The sequence below is a fragment of the Rhodococcus sp. ABRD24 genome (assembly GCF_004328705.1).
GTDB lineage: Bacteria > Actinomycetota > Actinomycetes > Mycobacteriales > Mycobacteriaceae > Prescottella.
Window position 1 is genome coordinate 1,763,909 of sequence record NZ_CP035319.1, and the last position, 19,259, is coordinate 1,783,167.

The 19,259-nt window shown below is 67.7% G+C and carries 20 protein-coding genes; 11 read left to right on the forward strand and 9 right to left on the reverse strand.

The genetic code is table 11. The annotated features are described in order from the left end of the window. Window positions 1-2 precede the first annotated feature (2 nt). Genes ERC79_RS07925 through ERC79_RS07940 form a run of 4 tightly spaced genes read right to left on the reverse strand, consistent with a single transcriptional unit; the run spans window position 3 to window position 2,843 of the window. Entirely contained in the window at window positions 3-998 is a 996-nt protein-coding gene (locus tag ERC79_RS07925; RefSeq protein ID WP_165497055.1) for a DUF3445 domain-containing protein, read from the reverse strand. After that, window positions 995-1,936 (reverse strand): PDR/VanB family oxidoreductase, encoded by a 942-nt coding sequence (locus ERC79_RS07930; protein ID WP_131580859.1) that lies wholly within the window; start codon window positions 1,934-1,936, stop codon window positions 995-997. Before ERC79_RS07930 ends, ERC79_RS07925 begins: the two co-directional genes overlap by 4 nt. Window positions 1,937-1,938: 2 nt before the next feature. Further along, on the reverse strand, window positions 1,939-2,457 hold the full coding sequence (locus tag ERC79_RS07935; protein ID WP_242676773.1) for a dimethylamine monooxygenase subunit DmmA family protein: 519 nt from the start codon (window positions 2,455-2,457) through the stop codon (window positions 1,939-1,941). 8 nt (window positions 2,458-2,465) lie between these two features. Continuing rightward, complete coding sequence (locus tag ERC79_RS07940; RefSeq protein WP_131577185.1) at window positions 2,466-2,843, reverse strand: ethanolamine utilization protein; 378 nt, start codon at window positions 2,841-2,843, stop codon at window positions 2,466-2,468. A 302-nt stretch (window positions 2,844-3,145) separates the two neighbouring features. Here ERC79_RS07940 and glnT point away from each other — a divergent pair, with 302 nt between their 5' ends. From glnT to ERC79_RS07965, 5 genes are all read left to right on the forward strand, one after another. Then, the gene (gene glnT, locus ERC79_RS07945) at window positions 3,146-4,519 is read left to right on the forward strand and encodes a type III glutamate--ammonia ligase (protein WP_131577187.1); all 1,374 of its coding nucleotides are present in this window, start codon (window positions 3,146-3,148) and stop codon (window positions 4,517-4,519) included. 30 nt (window positions 4,520-4,549) lie between these two features. Next, window positions 4,550-5,446: a glutamine amidotransferase gene (locus ERC79_RS07950; RefSeq protein ID WP_131577188.1), complete on the forward strand. Its 897-nt coding sequence runs from the start codon at window positions 4,550-4,552 to the stop codon at window positions 5,444-5,446. After that, window positions 5,434-6,132 carry a protein glxC gene (locus tag ERC79_RS07955; protein WP_131577190.1) on the forward strand — a complete coding sequence of 233 codons (699 nt, stop codon included), beginning with the start codon at window positions 5,434-5,436 and terminating at the stop codon, window positions 6,130-6,132. The genes ERC79_RS07950 and ERC79_RS07955 overlap by 13 nt, the downstream gene beginning before the upstream one ends. Before the next feature lie 24 nt (window positions 6,133-6,156). Then, on the forward strand, window positions 6,157-7,506 hold the full coding sequence (locus tag ERC79_RS07960) for an FMN-binding glutamate synthase family protein (protein ID WP_131577191.1): 1,350 nt from the start codon (window positions 6,157-6,159) through the stop codon (window positions 7,504-7,506). Window positions 7,507-7,703: 197 nt separating this feature from the next. Beyond that, the gene (locus tag ERC79_RS07965) at window positions 7,704-8,351 is read left to right on the forward strand and encodes an XRE family transcriptional regulator (RefSeq protein WP_131577192.1); all 648 of its coding nucleotides are present in this window, start codon (window positions 7,704-7,706) and stop codon (window positions 8,349-8,351) included. Window positions 8,352-8,441: 90 nt separating this feature from the next. Here ERC79_RS07965 and ERC79_RS07970 read toward each other — a convergent pair whose 3' ends face one another. Continuing rightward, window positions 8,442-9,806 carry an ammonium transporter gene (locus ERC79_RS07970; RefSeq protein ID WP_131577194.1) on the reverse strand — a complete coding sequence of 455 codons (1,365 nt, stop codon included), beginning with the start codon at window positions 9,804-9,806 and terminating at the stop codon, window positions 8,442-8,444. Window positions 9,807-9,999: 193 nt separating this feature from the next. Between ERC79_RS07970 and ERC79_RS07975 the strand changes: the two genes are divergently transcribed. After that, entirely contained in the window at window positions 10,000-11,202 is a 1,203-nt protein-coding gene (locus ERC79_RS07975; RefSeq protein WP_131577195.1) for an FAD-binding oxidoreductase, read from the forward strand. Between the two features lie 96 nt (window positions 11,203-11,298). Here ERC79_RS07975 and ERC79_RS07980 read toward each other — a convergent pair whose 3' ends face one another. Beyond that, on the reverse strand, window positions 11,299-12,588 hold the full coding sequence (locus ERC79_RS07980) for an adenylosuccinate synthase (protein ID WP_131577197.1): 1,290 nt from the start codon (window positions 12,586-12,588) through the stop codon (window positions 11,299-11,301). A 327-nt stretch (window positions 12,589-12,915) separates the two neighbouring features. On the opposite strand from ERC79_RS07980, the gene ERC79_RS07985 reads away from it, so the two are divergent. Both ERC79_RS07985 and ERC79_RS07990 read left to right on the forward strand, forming a co-directional pair. Beyond that, window positions 12,916-13,590 (forward strand): hypothetical protein, encoded by a 675-nt coding sequence (locus ERC79_RS07985; protein WP_131577198.1) that lies wholly within the window; start codon window positions 12,916-12,918, stop codon window positions 13,588-13,590. Between the two features lie 27 nt (window positions 13,591-13,617). Beyond that, a complete protein-coding gene (locus tag ERC79_RS07990; protein ID WP_131577200.1) occupies window positions 13,618-14,397 on the forward strand; it encodes a site-2 protease family protein in 780 nt (259 codons plus the stop codon). 66 nt (window positions 14,398-14,463) lie between these two features. Here the strand turns inward: ERC79_RS07990 and ERC79_RS07995 are convergent, their stop codons facing one another. Both ERC79_RS07995 and ERC79_RS08000 read right to left on the reverse strand, forming a co-directional pair. After that, window positions 14,464-14,772: a chorismate mutase gene (locus ERC79_RS07995; protein WP_131577201.1), complete on the reverse strand. Its 309-nt coding sequence runs from the start codon at window positions 14,770-14,772 to the stop codon at window positions 14,464-14,466. Between the two features lie 71 nt (window positions 14,773-14,843). Next, window positions 14,844-15,761 carry an aminotransferase class IV gene (locus ERC79_RS08000; protein WP_131577203.1) on the reverse strand — a complete coding sequence of 306 codons (918 nt, stop codon included), beginning with the start codon at window positions 15,759-15,761 and terminating at the stop codon, window positions 14,844-14,846. A gap of 103 nt (window positions 15,762-15,864) precedes the next feature. Between ERC79_RS08000 and ERC79_RS08005 the strand changes: the two genes are divergently transcribed. Beyond that, the gene (locus tag ERC79_RS08005) at window positions 15,865-16,824 is read left to right on the forward strand and encodes a DUF389 domain-containing protein (RefSeq protein ID WP_131577205.1); all 960 of its coding nucleotides are present in this window, start codon (window positions 15,865-15,867) and stop codon (window positions 16,822-16,824) included. Window positions 16,825-16,847: 23 nt separating this feature from the next. On the opposite strand, the gene ERC79_RS08010 is transcribed toward ERC79_RS08005, so the two are convergent. After that, window positions 16,848-17,810 carry a YafY family protein gene (locus ERC79_RS08010; RefSeq protein WP_131577207.1) on the reverse strand — a complete coding sequence of 321 codons (963 nt, stop codon included), beginning with the start codon at window positions 17,808-17,810 and terminating at the stop codon, window positions 16,848-16,850. Window positions 17,811-17,873: 63 nt separating this feature from the next. On the opposite strand from ERC79_RS08010, the gene ERC79_RS08015 reads away from it, so the two are divergent. Together ERC79_RS08015 and ERC79_RS08020 are read left to right on the forward strand one after the other, a co-directional pair. Further along, window positions 17,874-18,338 (forward strand): pyridoxamine 5'-phosphate oxidase family protein, encoded by a 465-nt coding sequence (locus ERC79_RS08015; RefSeq protein WP_131577209.1) that lies wholly within the window; start codon window positions 17,874-17,876, stop codon window positions 18,336-18,338. Further along, window positions 18,335-19,258 carry an SDR family oxidoreductase gene (locus ERC79_RS08020; RefSeq protein WP_131577211.1) on the forward strand — a complete coding sequence of 308 codons (924 nt, stop codon included), beginning with the start codon at window positions 18,335-18,337 and terminating at the stop codon, window positions 19,256-19,258. Before ERC79_RS08015 ends, ERC79_RS08020 begins: the two co-directional genes overlap by 4 nt. Window position 19,259 lies beyond the last annotated feature (1 nt).

The following is a 19,259-nucleotide window of genomic DNA, read 5'->3' on the forward strand; positions in this document are numbered from 1 at the left end:
CGTCAGCTCCCGGACCGGGTGCGGCAGTCGGCCAGCCAGTCGATGCCGGGCTGCCGGATCCGCGTGATGCCCTTGTACTCGGCCATATCGTCGGGCAGTTCGGAGAGGACGGAGTGCAGACGCTGTGCCCATGCGGGTACCAGCGCGATGTCGGTGAACGGCAGCATATGGGTGCGGACCAGGAACATGATCGCGCCCGAGGCGCCGAGTCGGATCAGGTGCTGGACCTCCACTCGCAGGTGCAGCCGCTCCCCCACCTCGGCAAGTGGACCGTCCGCGAGCGTCCGCCGGTCCCTGCCCCACTCCGGGTACGTCTCGGTGGAGGTGTCGAGCCGGCCATCCACGGTGAGGGTCCAGTTGGTGCGCCGAAACTGCTGCCCCGACTCGAGCCGCATCAGGAAGCTCTGCGCTCGCGTAATCACGCCCTCGGTGTGGATCCGCGGGACCGGGCCGTGGATCTGCAGGAAGCTCATCCCGACGTCGAACCGCAGCGACCAGTCGGCCGCGAACGTCACCAGTCCCGCGTCACCCCACAGCTGACCCTCCCGCTGGTCCAGCAGCACGACGTCCTCCTGGATCTGCCGGCCGATGAACCGCAGCGGCGGCTCCGGCAGCGTCGCACGTTCCCCGTGCACGAACGCCTGCTCGAGGTCGAGGGCGTGGTTGGTCCACCGCCAGAGCCCTCCGTCACGCTCGAGCGACATCGTCCTCGGATACGACGCCGACAGCGAGCGCATGATCGCGAGCATTGCATCCCATTGCGCGATCTCCATGTGCGGCAACGCCTGGAACCGGGTGGGATCCGCAGCCAGGATGCGGTCGCGTTCGGCGAGCTCGGTCAGATAGCGCTCGTCGACGTCGACGACGTGCTCGCCCCAGCCACCCGCTGCGGTGACCACCCGGCCACCGGCGGGTTCGACATTGGTGCTGTAGCGGTAGGTGTCGTGGGCGAACGGGAACGGGAAGGTGGCCACCCGGGAATCCGTTGCAGTACTCACAGTTCCAGCTCCAATCGCGGGCCTTCGGCACGGGACACGCACGGCATCACACAGTCACCCGCGGCCTTCTCGTCCTCGGTCAGATACAGATCACGGTGCGCGACGGCACCTGCGGCAACCGGAACACGGCATTCGCCGCACACACCCTGACGGCACAGGTTCGGCACCGCCACGCCGTGCTGCTCCAGCGCATCGAGCAGGCTCGTCCCGGACGGCACCTCGACGTCGGCACCCGTGCTCCGCAATCGAACGGTGAACGCTGTTCCCGGTTCCAGGGCAGCGATCCCGAAGTGCTCGTGGTGGATTCGCTGGGGTGGCCAACCCGCGGCCCGCGCACGATCGTGCACTTCGTCAATCAGCGGCGCGGGACCGCACGTGTACAGGTGAGTGCCGAGCGGGCGGTCGAGCAGAGCCGGTGCCAGCGTCGACCACAACTCGCTCGAGCCCCGGTACGTCTGCAAACTGTTGCCGCACAGATTGATCAGGTCGTCCAAGTGCGGCCCGTCACCGCCCCGGAACACGTAGTGCACCTCGAACGATCGCCCCCAACGCACGGCCGCCCGGGCGTGCGACAGAATGGGCGTGACCCCGATCCCGCCCGCGACCAGCACATGGTGCCTGGCGGTCGACACCGGCGCGAAAGCGCTGCGCGGGCGGCTCACCTCGACGCTGTCGCCGAGGCTCAGCGCGTGGATCCACCGCGAACCACCGCGTCCGGTGTCGTCACGGCGAACCGAGAGCGCGTACGAATCGGGCTCCACTCCGGATCCCGTGAGCGAGTAAGCATTTCGACGTGGAAGTCCGTCCGGACCGACCCCACACTCGAGGACGACATGACTACCGGGAGCGTACGCCGGCAAAGCCGCGCCGCCGGGATCGACGAGACGCAGGTGCCGGACGTCGTCGGTGAGGTCGGAGAGCGAGCCGACAACAAGCATCGTCAAGGGCGTTCCTCCGCATCGCACATGTATCCGAGATAGGCGCCGTGACGGCGTGAGAGATGGTGGTAGACGACCAGGGTGACGCCGCAGGTAGGGCAGGTACTGCGGCCTCCCACCGCAGTGTCCGTGATGTGCATCTGATGGCAGTGCGCGCAGTACACTCGGCGCGAGTCGGTGCCGACCACGTCGGAGAGGATCTCCTGATCCAGCGCCCCTGCGGCGACGGCCAGCGCCCGTGCCTGCAACACCGTCACCTCGTCACCGACCAGGACCAGACGCCATCCGACGCGGGCCGCAGCCAACTCGCGCCCCAGTACGGCCTCGGCACCGGCCGTGAACCCCGGCGGCATCCGCAGCCAGCTGACGCGACGCCCCCCGAAGCCCGCGACGAGCGCCCGCGCCCGCGGCTCGGCTGCTCTGCCGAACGACAGCACGGTGACGCTGCGTCCGCCGTCGGCGAGCGTCCGCGCCTCCACGTCCCACCGAGGCACACTGGTGGTCTCCATGCATACGCTCACGTCGCCTCCTACGGCGCGAACGACCGCAGGCCGACGTAGAACGCCAGCGCCCGATCGGGAGTGGTGAAACGGATCCGCGAACCGGCGGGGAAGAAGATCGCATCACGCGGCCCGGCCACCTCCACCTGGCCGGTGTCGAGGTTCTCGAGCCGGAACCGGCCGTCGAGTACCACTTTCATCTCGTCGTACTCGTAGACATAGTCGAGCGGCGCGTCGGTGTGGAACAGCTCGAAATAGCCGGCGGCCATCGGCGACCCGTCGGGATTGGGATAGACGTCGGCGATATACCCCTCGGTACCGGGGAACTCGGCCTGGGACATCTGCGGCAGCGACTTCCAGAAGTCCGGGCTGACCCGGAACGCGGGCGTGGTGGCGGTGTCGGACATGTCTGCTCCTCGTGATGTAGCGAAAGGAAGGCGATGCGGCGACGAATCAAGCGACGGTCGCTGACGTGAAACGAACAGTAATGAGGTGAAACCCGCAGGTGATTACGCCACGGTTAACCCTTGTAAACGAATCATCTTTCACGGCAACAGGTCCCGGTCAGCGCCCTCCCGACACCGCCCCTGCGCGGCCGTCACGACAACCTCACCCGCCCGTAACGCGACCGTCATCGACTCCGTGTTTCCTCATATGCGACATCGATTCCCCTAGTGAAACAACTTGTCGCCGAATCCGAGGAGTACACATGGCGCTCGACCCCGCCGATCTCACCGTGATGCGCATTCCGGCCGCCGTGACGCCGAACGCCCCCGAGCACCGCGACCTCGCTGCGCTCGCTCGGGCCACCGGCACCCGGTTCATCCTCGCGGTGTTCACCAACCTCGCCGGCAAACCGTGCGCCAAACTCGTTCCGGTCGAGGCAGCAGACGAGCTCCAGCAAGACGGCGTCGGATTCGCCGGGTACGCCGCCGGTGCGATGGGCCAGGTTCCGAAGGATCCCGACCTGGTGGCCATACCCGATCTCGCCTCATTCACCCCGATCCCGTTCGTGCGTCCCGGACTTGCGCTGGTGCACTGCGACCCGCACGTCGAGGGCGAACCCTGGCCGTTCGCGCCGCGGGTGATACTTCGAAAGGTGCTCGCGCAAGCCACCGAACTGGGCCTGGAAGTGAAGGTGGGCACCGAAATCGAGTACTTCCTCGTCGCCCGCGACGAGCACGGGACACTGCGCACCGCCGACGCCCTCGACACGTCCCGGCGCCCCTGCTACGACGCCCGCGATGTCACCCGAATGTACGAGCACCTCACCGCGATCTCGGCAGCGATGAACGAACTCGGCTGGGGTAACTACGCCAACGACCACGAGGACGGCAACGGCCAGTTCGAACAGAACTTCCAGTACGCCGACGCCCTCACCACCGCGGACCGGGTGATGACGCTGCGCTATCTCATCTCCGTCCTCGCCGAACAGCGCGGTATGACCGCAACGTTCATGCCGAAGCCTTTCGCCGACCGGACCGGCAGCGGTATGCACATGCACCTGTCGCTGTGGCGGGGCGACCAACCGGTGTTCCCCGACGCGGCCGACCCGCGCGGTCTGGGACTGTCGGCCACGGCGTACTCGTTCATCGGCGGCATCCTCGAACACGCCGGCGCCCTGCAGGGGGTCCTCGCACCGACCGTCAACTCCTACAAGCGAACCGGGGCGATCTCGACGAGCAGCGGGGCGACGTGGTCGCCGCGCCGGCCCACGTACGGTGGCAATGACCGCACCCACTACCTGCGCGTGCCCGACGCCAACCGCGTGGAACTGCGCGGCGGCGACGGCTCCGCCAACCCGTATCTGGCGTCGGCCGCGACGATCGCGGCCGGCCTCGACGGTGTTCGACGCGGTACCGACCCCGGTGCACCCGGCGGCGGCGTGTGCCCCGACGATCTGCCCATGACGCTGCTACACGCGATGGATGCGCTCGCGAAGGACGCGGTCGTCACCGGCGCCCTCGACGCGGCGGGCACCGGCGTCGCCGACTACTTCGCCGCTCTCAAGCGTGAGGAGTTCTTCGACTGGCACAACACGGTGACGCCGTGGGAGTTGGACACCTACCTCACGGCGTTCTGACGTTCACAGGAAACCCAAGGGAGACAACATATGTGCGGAATCGTCGGGCTCCATCTGAGAGAGCCCTCGCTGCACCCGAGGCTCGGCGAGCTGCTCACGGGAATGCTGGGCCAGATGGTGGACCGCGGACCGGACTCGGCGGGCATGGCCATCTACGGTGACCCCACCTGGTCGCCGCCCGGGCACTCGACCGTCACACTGCTCGACGCCGATACCGACGCGGAGGCGCTTGCCGCGACGGTCGGGATCGCGCTCGGCACCGCCGTCGTCGGCATCGACGCCGGACCGAACACCGTCCTGCACGGGGCAGTTCCGGCATCGGCCCTGGCCGACGCGGCACTCGGTGCGGCCCCCGGTGCCATCCTCATCGGGTTCGGCGACGACGTTACCGTCCTCAAGGGCATGGGCGATCCCGTCGACCTCGCGCACCGGTTCGGACTGCCCGCCGCCTCCGGCTGGCAGGGCGTCGCGCATACCCGCATGGCCACCGAATCCGCGGTCACCGCGGCGGGTTCGCACCCGTTCGCAGTCGGCCCCGACCAGTGCCTGGTGCACAACGGGTCGTTCTCGAACCACCTGAGCGTCAAGCGGCAACTCGAGGCCGACGGCGTCGCCTTCGACAGCGAGAACGACACCGAGGTGGGCGCCCGATTCGTCGCGAAGCAACTCGCCGAGGGCGTCGACCTGGAGAAGGCGTTGCGCATGCTCGGAGAGCGGTTCGACGGCTTCTACACGCTGCTTGTCTCCACGCAGGACTCGTTCGCGGTGGTGCGCGACCCGATCGCGTGCAAGCCCGCGATCATCGCCGAACACGTCGACTACGTCGCGATGGCATCCGAGTACCGCGCCCTCGCCGGGCTGCCCGGCATCGAGGGCGCCCGCATCTTCGAACCCGAGCCGGAAGAGGTTTACGTATGGCACCGCTGACCGCCGCCCCGACCACCACGTACGACGTCTCGGATGTCGGCACCCGCGCCCTCAACGCGGCGCTGCAGGCCACCGCGGCCCCGGCGTCGGTCAGCGTCGTCGAACCGGCCGGTGCGCACGCCCTCGCGTGCGGCCTGAATGCACCTATCGACGTGCGGATCGAGGGCCACGTCGGCTACTACGCGGCCGGCATGAACCAGCACGCGAGCGTGACGATCGACGGCAACGCCGGAGTCGGCGTCGCCGAGAACATGATGTCGGGCAGCGTCCGCGTCACCGGCGACGCGTCGCAGTCGGCGGGCGCCACCGCGCACGGCGGCCTGCTCGTCATCGAGGGCAACGCCGCCGCCCGGTGCGGCATCTCGATGAAGGGCGTGGACATCGTCGTCGGCGGCAGCATCGGCCACATGAGCGCGTTCATGGGTCAGGCCGGACGCCTCGTCGTGCTCGGCGACGCCGGTGAGGCCCTTGGTGATTCGCTGTACGAGGCCCGCATCTACGTGCGCGGCACCGTCGCCTCGCTCGGTGCGGACTGCATCAAGAAAGAGATACGCAACGAACACCTGACCGAACTGCGGGAACTGCTGGACGCCGCCGGGTTCGACGCCGACCCCACCGAGTTCACCCGCTACGGCTCGGCCCGCAAGCTCTACAACTTCCACGTCGACAACGCCTCGTCGTACTGACGCGCGCCACTTCCAGGAGGCCCCATGACCACGCACACCCCCGGTCTGCGCGAATCCGCGACCTTCGACCGCGACGTCATCCACGAGATCCAGCGCGCCGCCGAGACCGGCATCTACGACATCCGCGGCTGGGGCGCCAAGCGCAAACTCCCGCACTTCGACGATCTGCTGTTCCTGGGTGCGTCGATGTCCCGCTACCCGCTCGAGGGCTACCGCGAGCGCTGCGACACCGACGTCGTGCTCGGCGACCGGCACGCGAAGCACCCTCTGCACCTGGACATCCCGATCACTATCGCGGGCATGAGCTTCGGCGCGCTGTCCGGTCGGGCGAAGGAGTCCCTCGGCCGCGGCGCCAGCGAGGTCGGCACCTCGACCACCACCGGCGACGGCGGCATGACCGCCGAAGAACGCGGCCAGTCCAAGACCCTGGTGTACCAGTACCTGCCGTCGCGGTACGGCATGAACCCCGACGACCTGCGCCAGGCCGACGCCATCGAGATCGTGCTGGGCCAGGGCGCCAAGCCGGGGGGCGGCGGAATGTTGCTGGGGCAGAAGATCACCGACCGTGTCGCCGCAATGCGCACGTTGCCGATCGGCGTCGACCAGCGCAGCGCCTGCCGTCACCCCGACTGGACCGGTCCGGACGACCTCGCCATCAAGATCATCGAACTGCGCGAGATCACCGGCTGGGAGAAGCCGATCTACGTCAAGGTCGGTGCCACCCGCACCTACTACGACGTCAAGCTCGCCGTCAAGGCCGGCGCCGACGTGATCGTCGTCGATGGCATGCAGGGCGGGACCGCCGCGACGCAAGACGTGTTCATCGAGCATGTCGGCATCCCCACGCTTGCCGCGATCCCGCAGGCGGTGCAGGCGCTGCAGGAGTTGGACGTCCATCGCGGCGGGGCGAGCGGAGCGACGGGGGGATCCGGCGGGGTGCAGCTGATCGTGTCCGGCGGCATCCGCTCCGGCGCCGACGTCGCGAAGGCGATGGCGCTGGGCGCGGATGCCGTCGCGATCGGCACCGCCGCGCTGATCGCTCTGGGCGACAATCATCCCCGCTTCCAGAAGCAGTACGAGGCGCTCGGCTCGGCGGCCGGCTTCTACGACGACTTCCAGGCCGGACTGGACCCCGCGGGCATCACGACGCAGGACCCGGAGCTGCAGAAGAACTTCGACCCGATCGAGGGTGGACGCCGGCTCGCGAACTACCTGCGGGTGCTGACGATGGAGGCGCAGACCCTCGCCCGCGCATGCGGCAAGTCGCACCTGCGCAACCTCGAGCCGCAGGATCTGGTTGCCCTGACGGTCGAGGCGTCGGCGATGGCCCGGGTCCCGCTCGCCGGCACCGACTGGATCCCGGGGCGCCTCTGAGATTGCCACCGCGGCATGGCGTCGCACCGCTTCTGACGGGATCACACCGCGCCTGCCGAGACAGCACCGCTTCTGACGGGATCACACCGCAAATCGTGCCGAACGACTGTGGGATCCCGTCAGCCCCTGTGCGACGCGAACCGGCGCCGGTTCCACGCCCCGTCCACTGACAGTGGACGGGGCGCTACTGTGGGGCAATGAGTCCGTCCAAGCGCCCCGTGCATCGCGACACCACCGAGCGGGAGGTGCCGGCCGACACCCCCACCGGCGTCGACCTCGAGCGCGTCATCGCCGTTCAGGTCCGCAAACTGCGCCTCGCAAGTGGGCTGTCGGTGGGTGACATGGCCGCGAAGGTCGGGATCTCCAAGGCGATGCTCTCCAAGATCGAGAACGCGCAGACGTCGTGCAGTCTGTCGACCCTCGCGCGCCTGGCTGCAGGACTCGACGTCCCCGTCACGTCGCTGTTCCGCGGCGCCGATACCGCTCGCGACGCGGTCTTCGTCGAATCCGGAAGCGGTGCAGTGATCGTCGGCCGCGGTACCCGAGTAGGCCACCACTACGAACTGCTCGGGGCCCTGCGCGGGCAGCACAAGCGCCTCGAACCGGTGCTCGTCACCCTCACCAATGCGAGCGAGGTGTTCCCGCTTTTCCAGCATCCGGGCACCGAGCTGATCTACATGCTCGAGGGCGAGATGGTCTACGGCCACGGCGAGAGCGAGTACCGCCTGCGGCCAGGTGACTCACTGCTACTCGACGGCGAGGGACTGCACGGACCGAACCAACTGGTGCAGTTGCCGATTCGCTTTCTCGCAGTCACCGCATACCCGGACAACCATCAGGACTGAAGTCCCCCACCGAGACTGCGGGACGCCAAGACGCGTCCGGAGGCTGAATCTCCGGACGCGTCTTGGCGTATTCGATACCGAGCGAATGCGCTACGTGCGCTGCTCGGCACTGGCGGCGCGGGTTGCCAACTGCTCCGCAGCATTCGCTACCGCAGCCGGATCCACGGGACCCGAGCCCGACACCGTCACCGCGACCGTCTCCGTCACGTACGCGGTCTCACCGTGCTCGGTGACGTCGAGGCCCTCGTGCTCGTCCTCGGGCCGCACTCGCAGACCCATCACGAGGTCGATGACCTTCGCGATGATCCACGTGACCGCGAACGAATAGGCAAGCACCGCAGCCACCGCCAGCGCCTGCTTACCCAGCAGTCCGAGGCCTCCACCGTAGAACAGCCCCGCGACACCGTTGGGCGCGTCCTCGGTGGCAAGCAGGCCGATCAGCAATGTACCGAGAATGCCGCCGACGAGGTGGATACCGACGACGTCGAGAGCGTCGTCGTATCCGAGACGGAACTTGAGCGACACCGCGAAGCAGCACAGCGCACCTGCGGCCGCACCGATCAACAAGGCTCCGATCGGCGACACCGCGCCGCAGGCCGGAGTGATCGCGACCAGTGCCGCAATGAGACCCGACGCCGCGCCCAGAGATGTGGGCCGACCCTCACGCAGCCGCTCCACCAACAGCCAGCCACAGATGCCGGCGCAGGCCGCGGACACGGTGTTGAGGATGACGACGGATGCCGCGTTGTCCGCCGCGAGGGCCGACCCGCCGTTGAAACCGAACCATCCGAACAGCAGGATTCCGGCACCCAGCAGGGTCAACGGAAGATTGTGCGGCCGAGGCATGTTCGGGAAGGCGTGGCGCTTGCCGAGCACGAGGACCATCGCGAGCGCCGCGATGCCCGCGTTGATATGGACCGCAGTGCCGCCCGCGAAGTCGATGGCTCCCAGCTTGTTTGCGATCCAGCCGCCGACAACACTGCCGTCATCGGAGTCGAACGCGAACACCCAGTGTGCCACCGGGAAGTACACGAGCGTGACCCACAACCCAGCAAACAGCATCCACGAACCGAACTTGATCCGGTCGGCCAATGCGCCCGAGATGAGCGCAACGGTGATAGCTGCGAACAGCATCTGGTACCCGGCCACCAGAGCGGGCGGCAGCCCGGGCTCCGAGGCGGGATCGAGCAGCTGACCCAGTCCGACGAACTCGAGTGGATCGCCGAGGATGCCCAAGCCGCCCAACGAGTTACCGAGGACGGTCGAGTAGCCGAAGAGCACCCACAGCACACCGACGACGGCGAAGGAGCCGAACGTCATCATCATCATGTTGAGCGAGTTGCGAATGCTCACCATGCCGCCGTAGAACAGCGCGAGTCCGGGGATCATCAACGCAACAACAGTGAACGCGGCCAATAACCATGCGGTATCGGCAGCCGCGAGAGCCTGCTCCATATCTGCCCACCCTTGTGTCGGCCCGTCTTTCACGGGGAATCGAGATCATCTGAGAGTGATCGGTGGCTGTAAGGGCTGCGAGTAGCTGCGGTGAACACTGCGTAACAGGGTCCGCACATGAAACCCGGGTTGCGAATGTTTCTCGTTATGCAACACTGTCAATCAATAGGAAACATTCGACCTGGAGGTTCAGATGGCAGACAACACGGCAGAGCGCGCGCGGATCGTGATCGTGGGCGGCGGGCTGGAGGGACTGGCGATCGCGTGGCAGCTCGCCGACCGGGGTGAAAGCGACGTGATTGTGCTCGAACGCGACACGTTGTGCTCAGGAATGACGGGCAAGTCGAGCGGAATCGTCCGCTGCCACTACGGTGTTCCGTCACTCGCGGCCATGGCATGGCACGGCGTCGACGTGTTCTCCCGCGCCCGCGAGTTCTTCGGAACCGACATCGGGTTCCGGCAGACCGGATACGTCGTCGGCGTCGGCGCGGCCAACCTCGCGCCCCTGCGCGCCAATGTCGATATGCATCGCGCCATCGGAGTCCCGGTCGAGCTGGTGGACGCCGATGCCGTCCGGACGATGTGGCCCGGCATCCACCTCGACGACTTCGCCGGATTCGCCTACGAGCCGCTCGGTGGACACGGCGACGCTTATATGACCGGAATGGCCTACGGCGCCAGAGCCCGTACGCTTGGAGTGCGAATTCGTCAGTCCACCAGCGTCGTTCGCCTGATCCAGGACGGGAAGGACGGGGTCCGCGGCGTCGTGTGCGCCGACGGATCCGAGATCCACTGCGACACGGTAGTACTGACGACCGGAGTGTGGAGCCCCGCGCTGGCAGCGACCGCGGGCGTGAATCTGCCGATCCGCACGCAGCGCGAACAGCTGGTGCTGGTGGACCAGGGCGAACCCACCCCGGAAGTCCCAACCTTCTCGGATCTGGTGAATTTGCAATACATTCGACGCGAACCGAACGGACACCTGCTGGTCGGTAACAGCGACCACTCGGCACCCGAGTTCGCCGACCCGGACGCGTATCTGAACCGCGCCACCGACCAGTTCGTCGAGACCGCGATCGGCAAACTCGACCGGATCCTGCCGAACATGCCTGACGCACGCCTCGCGTCGTCCTATGCCGGTTGCTACGACATCACGCCCGACTACAACCCGATCATCGGCCCTTCGCCCGCCGAGGGACTGTTCCTCGCGGTGGGCTTCAGCGGCCACGGCTTCAAGATCTCCCCGGCCGTCGGACGCCTGGCCGCGGATCTACTGCTCGACGGCGTCAGCAGCGACGCCGCCGTCGACGGAGACGACTTCCGCTACAGCCGCTTCGACGAGGGCAAGCCGCTCGTCAGCCGGCACCCCTACGCCGGCGCCGGCGAGATGCGCTGAGCAGCCGTCCCCCACAGCTGAATGGACCCTGCACGCGCCGAGAGCGCATGAAGGGTCCATTCGCTGGCCTCCGCCCCGAACACGGGACAGGTGGTGCTATGCCAGGATGTCGCGGCGGACGATGGTCTCGTCGCGGCCCGGGCCGACGCCGATGCACGACATGTATGCCCCCGAGAGCTTCTCGAGCCGCAGCACATAGTTCTGCGCGGCGACCGGCAGCTCCTCGAAGGTGCGGGCACCGGAGATGTCCTCGGACCAGCCCGGCATCTCCTCGTAGATCGGCTTCGCATGATGAATATCGGTCTGTGTCATCGGCATCTCGTCGACGCGCACGCCGTCGACGTCGTACGCGACGCAGATCGGGATGGTCTCCAGGCTGGACAGCACGTCGAGCTTCGTGAGGAAGTAGTCCGTGATGCCATTGACGCGGGTCGCGTAACGCGCGATCACGGCGTCGAACCAGCCGGTGCGGCGACCGCGTCCGGTCGTGACACCCACCTCGCCACCCTTGTCCGCCAGGTACACGCCGAACTCGTCGAACAGCTCGGTCGGGAACGGACCGGAGCCGACACGCGTGGTGTACGCCTTGAGGATGCCGAGGACCGTCGTGATCTTGGTGGGGCCGATGCCCGAGCCCACCGCGGCACCGCCGGACGTCGGGTTCGACGAGGTCACGTACGGGTACGTGCCGTGGTCCACATCGAGCAGCGTGCCCTGCGAGCCCTCCAGGAGAACCGTCTGGCCGGCGTCGAGGGCCTGGTTGAGCTGCAGGCGCGTGTCGGCGATCCGATGCTTGAAGCCGGCTGCCTGCGTCAGGACCTCGTCGACCACCTGCTGTGGGTCGAGGGCCTTACGGTTGTAGATCTTGACGAGCACCTGGTTCTTGAACTCGAGTGCCGCCTCGACCTTCTGGGTGAGGATCTTCTCGTCCAGGACATCGGCCACGCGGACCCCGACACGCGCGATCTTGTCCTGGTAACAGGGGCCGATGCCGCGGCCCGTGGTGCCGATCTTCTTGGCGCCGAGGAAGCGCTCGGTGACCTTGTCGATGGCCACGTGGTACGGCATGATCAGGTGCGCGTCGGCCGAGATCAGCAGTCTGCTGGTGTCGACACCGCGCTCCTCCAGCCCGGCCAGCTCCTCGAGCAGCACACCCGGGTCCACCACGACACCGTTGCCGATCACATTCGTGACGCCCGGTGTGAGGATGCCCGAGGGGATCAGATGGAGGGCGAACTTGTCGCCGTTCGGCAGGACGACGGTGTGCCCCGCGTTGTTGCCACCCTGGTACCGCACGACCCACTGCAGGCGTCCGCCCAATAGATCGGTAGCTTTGCCCTTACCTTCGTCGCCCCACTGGGCACCGATGAGGACGATTGCCGGCATTTCCCTGTCTCCTACGGTCGACGTGCAGACGTATCCGACTGCATGGTCCTGCCGTGTCTAAGGCAGTGGCCGGACGCACAGTCTAGCCGAGGCCCGGCTCCGACCGGCCCTCGAGCCCGCCGGAGACGTTCCGCACAGGCCCAGGGCGGCCCCGACCGTTTGCGGCGTCCATATCGATTCGGGTAGACATCGAAATGACCTTGCGTGCGGCGTACGTTCGGTGTCCGCATACCGTCGCACGCCCACCGGCGTGCGCCGGACAGTCTGTTGTCCCGTCCGAACCGCCCATTTCCGAACCGCAGTGGGGAGATCCCCGCGAGGAGTGCCATGACCCCGATAGTGCTCAAATGCGGTGACGCGCCGTTGCCTATCGCACTGCGGGCGCTCGATGTGCTCTGCGCCCCCGAACTGCCGGACAAGGACGACTTCGACGAGGCTTTCGCGCGACTCGAGACGACCGAACATCCCCGGCTGGTGATCGTCGGGAACGACGGCGCCTTCGCCGCCGCCCTGACTCGGCTGATGCGCGCCGAGCGCCTTCACGTCGAGCTCGCCTACGTCCCCGAGGAACGATCGGACGCAACCTACGCGTACGGGATCCGGACCGGATCGAAGGCCGCAGCGATCGCCGTCTCCGGCGTGGCGCGCCCACTACCGCTGATCCGCGACGACGCCGGCTTCGCACTGGTGGGCGAGGCCCGGATCTACGGATCCGAGCACGACGGCGAACTGGTGGGCGAGGCGTACGTCGACGACACCCGGCTGTTCTCCGGCACCGTCCCGGGCCTGCGCATCGTTCCGACCGCCGAGCTTCCCGGTCTGCGCGCGGCCGTCGACAAACGACGCTGGTTCGGCGGATACCGGTGGGTGGCCGGACGGGCAGTCCAGCTCGGTTCACCCTCGGCGGTGCTGATCCGCGACGGCGTCCGGACTCAGCGGCCTGTCAAACGCTCGACCTTTTACCGACACCACCAGGACTGGCTACTCGTCTACGGCGCCTGACGCTGTGCAGCGCTGGATACTGGACACATGACCTACGACGCCGGTACCCGGACCGCTCTCGTTCGGCCGAGTCCGGTGTTCCTCGGCATCGTGGCGATCGCAGTGCTCGGTGGGGTGCTCGCGTGGCGAACACCGATGGGCGAGCTGTCGGGCCAGATCGGAGTGTTCCTACTCGTCGTCGCGGGCTGGGTCGTGACGTTGTGCCTGCACGAGTTCGCACACGCCTTGGTCGCATGGCGAAACGGCGATCACGATGTCGTGATGCGCGGCTACCTCACCCTGGATCCGCGTAAATACACCCAGCCACTGCTGTCGATCGGCCTGCCGGTGATGTTCCTCGCGCTCGGCGGGATCGGCCTGCCCGGCGGAGCGGTATACCTGCGGACCGGAACGATGCCGGCCCGCGTCCAGACTCGGACCTCCCTTGCCGGTCCCGCCGTCAACGCTGCCGCGGCCGTGGCGTTGCTCGTCTCGATCCGGATCTTCGGCCTCGACGGCGAGCACCGGGTGTTCTGGTCCGGGCTGAGCTTCCTGGCCTTCCTGCAGGTGATGGCGACTGTGCTGAACCTGCTGCCTGTCCCGGGCCTGGACGGCTACGGCGCGATCGAGCCGCACCTGCAGCCGGGTACCCGTCAGAAGTTCGACAGATTCAAGCCGTTCGGAATGCTGGTGCTCATCGGATTGCTGTTCGTCCCACAGGTCAATGTCGCGTTCTTCGACGCGATCTACGCATTGTTCGCACTGTCCGGTGTGCCCGAGGTGTACGCGGCGCTCGGCAACCACCTCATGCAGTTCTGGATGCGCTGAGATTCGTCCCCCGCTGGGGACATGACAACGCTGACCCCGACCGGTTCCGGGTCGGGGCCAGCCTCGTCACATGGCATGACCCAGACGTCCCCTGCCCAATCTGAGCAACAGCAGCGCCAGTGTGTGCCCTTCCGGGCCCAGATCGTCGAACCTCGAAAGCACCCGCATCTCGCGCGTGTGCACCAATCGGGTGCCACCGCCGAGCATGCGGACTTCACCGATGAGACGGGAGAGCTCGGTTCTACGCTGGATCGCTCCAAGGATCTGCGCGTCCAAGAGGTCGATCTCGCCGCGCAGCTTCTCGATGTCGGCGTCCGGGGGGTGCTCCGCAGCCGACGTGCCCGTTGCCTGTGCAAGATGTGTTCCCGTGGTCATGCCGTCAACGCTAGGTAGAGCGGCCCCCGCACGCGTAGGTAGTTCACTACCCGATCTCAATCGGGCACCGATCACCCCAGGTCGCTGACCCAGCCGTGTAGCTCGTCACTGCGCAGAGCCGCCGTGTGGCGCTTGCGCAGCGCCTGGCAGACGGGCCCGGTGAGACCGTCCCCGACAACGCGGCCGTCCACCTCGAGCACCGGCGCGACGCCGGCGGAGGTCCCGGTGGCGAACACCTCGTCGGCAATGTACAGCTCGGTGAGGTCGACGGCGCGCTCGACGACGGGAATGCCGTCCTCCGCCGCCAGCGTCAGTAGTGTCCGCCGGTTGATGCCGTCGAGAATGTCGCACGACACGTCGGGGGTGATGAGCGTGCCGCCGCGGACGAGGAAGATATTGGCGGCACTGAGCTCGCACACGTGCCCGTTGCCGTCGAGGAAGATTGCGTCGTCGTAGCCGGCGTCGATCGCGTCCTGTTTGGCGAGGACCGAGTTCACGTACGCGCCGTTGACCTTGGCGCGGGACGGGATCGCGTCGTCCGGGATCCGGCGCCACATGCTCGTCTTCAGGCGCATGCCGTCCTGCGGAACGATCGGCGTCGCGTCGTAGACGAACATCGAGACGGTGGTGTGACAGCCGCGCACCCGGGTGCCGGGAATAGTCGCGTCGACGTGCACGGTAGCCCGCACGAACACATCCGATTTCGGCGCATTGGCCGCAACGAGTTCCTTTGTCACCGAGACGAATCGGTCAAAGCTCCACTCGTCGGCAAACCGGTCGATGCCGATGATCTTGCAGGACTCGACAAGTCGTCGATAGTGGTCGCGAAGCCGGAACGCGGTGCGGCGAGACTCGCCGTCGACGTGCACCGGGAAGACTGTGTACACGCTGAGGCCGTACAAGACCGCAGACGACGCGACACTCAGCGTCGCCTCCCGCGTGGGAACGAGCCGGTCACCGAAGTAGACGTGTGAATGCGGATCAGCCATGGCCGGCAATGCTATCCACCCGCACCGACCGTAGGGAAGCGAATTTGTACCGAGTCGGCCCCGGCCCACGACATCCCCAGACGCGCCCGGCACACTGGTAGACATGCTGCACCTGAGGATCCTGGCGCCGACCGAACTGACAGACGACGCCGTCGCGATCCTCGAAGCGGATCCAGGAGTCAGCGGTCTCGCGGTGGTGCGTGGCGCCTCGCTCCGGCCTCCCGGCGACCTCATATTCGCCGACGTCGCCAGGGAGGCCGCTAACGACGTCGTCGACCTGCTACGGGCGACCGATCTCCACCACCACGGCAGCATCGAGATCGAACCGGTCCACGCATGGCTCTCCCAGGGCGGGTTCGACGCCGAGCTGAAAGCTCCGGGCAGCAGCGCCGACGCGGTCGTGTGGGCGGAGGTCGCGCAGCGCTCCTACGAGGACACCGAACTCAACTGGACCTATCTGAGCTTCATGACACTCGCGACCATGCTGGCTGCGATCGCGATCGTCACCGATTCCCAGATCCTCGTCATCGGCGCGATGGTGCTGGGACCGGAGTTCGGGGCGATCGCCGCACTGGGGGTGGCCCTGGTGCGGCGCCGGTTCGCCCTCCTGACGCTGGCCGCCCGCACGCTCCTGGTCGGGTTCGCGGTCGCGATCGCCGTCACCGCTGCCATGGCCCTATTCACCCGCTGGCTGGGCTGGGTGACGATCGACGATGTGACCGGCCCCAGACCGAGTACCGCCTTCATCTACACCCCCGACAAGTGGTCATTCATCGTCGCAGTCATCGCCGCAGCCGCCGGGGTCCTCTCACTCACCTCATCCAAGCTCGGCGGACTGTCCGGGGTGTTCATCTCGGTGACGACGGTGCCGGCGGCGGGCAACGTGGCACTCGGCATCGTGTTCGGCGTCAAGGATGCCATCCTGGGCAGCACTCTGCAGCTGGCGCTGAACCTGACCGGCATGGCCATCGCAGGCTGGGCGACCCTGGCCTTCCAGCAAGCCGTGTGGTCGCGGCTGTCCCTGCGCCGCGCGGGACAGCGTCAGGTCCGCCGGATGCTCTGACGGCTCCCCACTCCCCCTGGCCCTCAGCACCCCGCGTTCCGCCGGGCGACCTCCGCCCCCACCTCACACAACCCCGCACGCAGCGACTCGGGTGCGAGCACTTCGACACCAGCACCGAGCGCGGTGAGCTGGCCCAACGCCACCTCCTCAGCCTCGAGCATCAGATCGACTGCCACCCAACCACTTTCATCGGGCTCACCGGGTACCACCCGGGCCGCCTCCTCGCCCACGATGTCCGGCAGTCGCCGCCACGCGTACGGCGACAGCCGCACTCGGCAGGCGTATCGCAGCAGCGAACGGTCGAACTCGGCGATCGACGCCGACCACCACCCAGCCAGGTCGAAGGTGTCCGGGCGCACGGCCGGGGCATCGAGCACCAGTGCGCTCTCGATCCGCGACACCCGGTACGACAGCGTCCGGTCCCGATGCCGCGCCACGAGATACCACGTCCCTGCCTTGGCTACCAGACCGAGTGGATCGAGCGTGCGGGTCGACCCATCGGCGCCCCTGCGATAGCGGATCCGCAGCCGCCGCCCCTCGAGCACCGCCTGCGCCACGGCCGGGAGCTGCTCTACCGACGGCGTGGTGGCGAACCAGCCCGGCACGTCGACGTGCAGCCGCTCGCGCCACAGCAACGCCCCCGCCCGCAGTGGAAGCGGCAGGGCCCCCAGCAGTTTCGACTCGGCGCGAGCCGTGATGTCGGACAGTCCCAGATCCTGAGCGACGGCCGGCACGCCCAACAGCATCAGCGCCGACGTCTCCGCACCCGTCATCCCGCTGAGCTTGGACTGCCAGCCGTCGAGCAGGCGGATTCCGCCACCCGGCCCGCTCTCGGTCCACACCGGCACACCCGCGGCCTGCAGCGCCGCGACGTCCCGGTACACCGTGCGCACCGATACCTCGAGTTGATCGGCCAGCCGCGCCGCAGTGGTCCCTGGACCGCCCTGCAGGCGGAGCATCAGGTCGAGCAGTCGACTGGAGCGCACGCCGGAAGTCTACGAGAAAATCACTGACACAAGATGTCAGTGATGGGTCCGCACACTGGTGTCATGGCAACCTGGCAGGAATTCAGCGAACAGGCCCCGGCGCTCGCCGAGGCGGTGCACGCACGGCTCACCGCGCACAAACACCATGTCCTGGCGACGCTGCGCGCCGACGGTTCACCACGAGTGAGCGGCACCGAGGTCGAAACCTTCCGGGGCCTGCTGGTGCTCGGATCGATGCCCGGCGCGCGGAAGGCAGCAGACCTCCGGCGGGATCCGCGGTACTCGCTGCACTCCAATCCGGGTCATCACACGATGGAGGGCGGCGACGCCAAGATTTCCGGCCGCGCTCGCGAACTGTCCGGCGCCGAGAAGCAGGCGATCCTCGACTCCTACCCGGCGAACCCGGGCGACGAGGCACACATCTTCGAACTCGGGGTCGACGAGGTGGTGCTGACCACGGTGTCGGAGGACCGCCTGCACGTCGATCTGTGGCGCCCCGGCGCCGACGTCGCGAGGATCAGCCGGTGAGCGCGCCGGACCTGTCCGGGAAGGTCGCCCTGGTCGCCGGAGCCACGCGCGGTGCAGGCCGGGCCATCGCGGTCGAGTTGGCCCGCGCGGGGGCCACCGTCTACGCGACCGGACGCAGCAGCCGAGTCGACGGGCGGTCCGAGATCGACCGGCCCGAAACCATCGAGGAAACCGGTGACCTCATCACGGCCGCCGGCGGGAACGGCGTCGCGCTGCGCGTCGACCACCTAGAGCCCGATCAGGTGCGTGCCCTCGTCGAACGGATCGACGCCGACCACAGACGCCTCGACATCCTCGTCAACGACATCTTCGGCGGCGACCGGTACGCCCAGTTCGGCACCACGCTGTGGGAGCACGACCTGGACGGCGGCCTGCGGATGCTGCGGATGGGAATCGATACCCACGCAATCACCGGCCACTTCGCACTGCCGCTGTTGATCCGCCGGCCGGGCGGCCTGGTCGTCGAGATGACCGACGGCACCGCCGAGTACAACATCGCCTACCGGCACCAGGTCGGGTTCTATTACGACCTCGTCAAGGCGGCGGTGCAGCGGATGACCACCGCGCAGGCGTACGAGCTGGCCCCGCACGGCGGCGCGGCCGTCGCCGTGACCCCAGGCTGGCTCCGTTCGGAGAACATGCTCGAGGCCTTCGGCGTCACCGAGGACAACTGGCGAGACGCGCTCGAGCGGGTGCCGCACTTCGCGATCTCGGAGACCCCGACGTTCGTCGGACGGGCGGTCACGGCACTGGCCGCGGACCCAGGTGCCGCCGAGTTCAGCGGCCGGGTCGTCTCGAGCGGACAACTGGCGCAGCGGTACGGCTTCACCGATATCGACGGATCTCGCCCGGACTGCTGGCGGTACCTCGTCGAGGTTCAGGACCGCGACCTGCCGGCGAACACCGACGGCTACCGCTGAC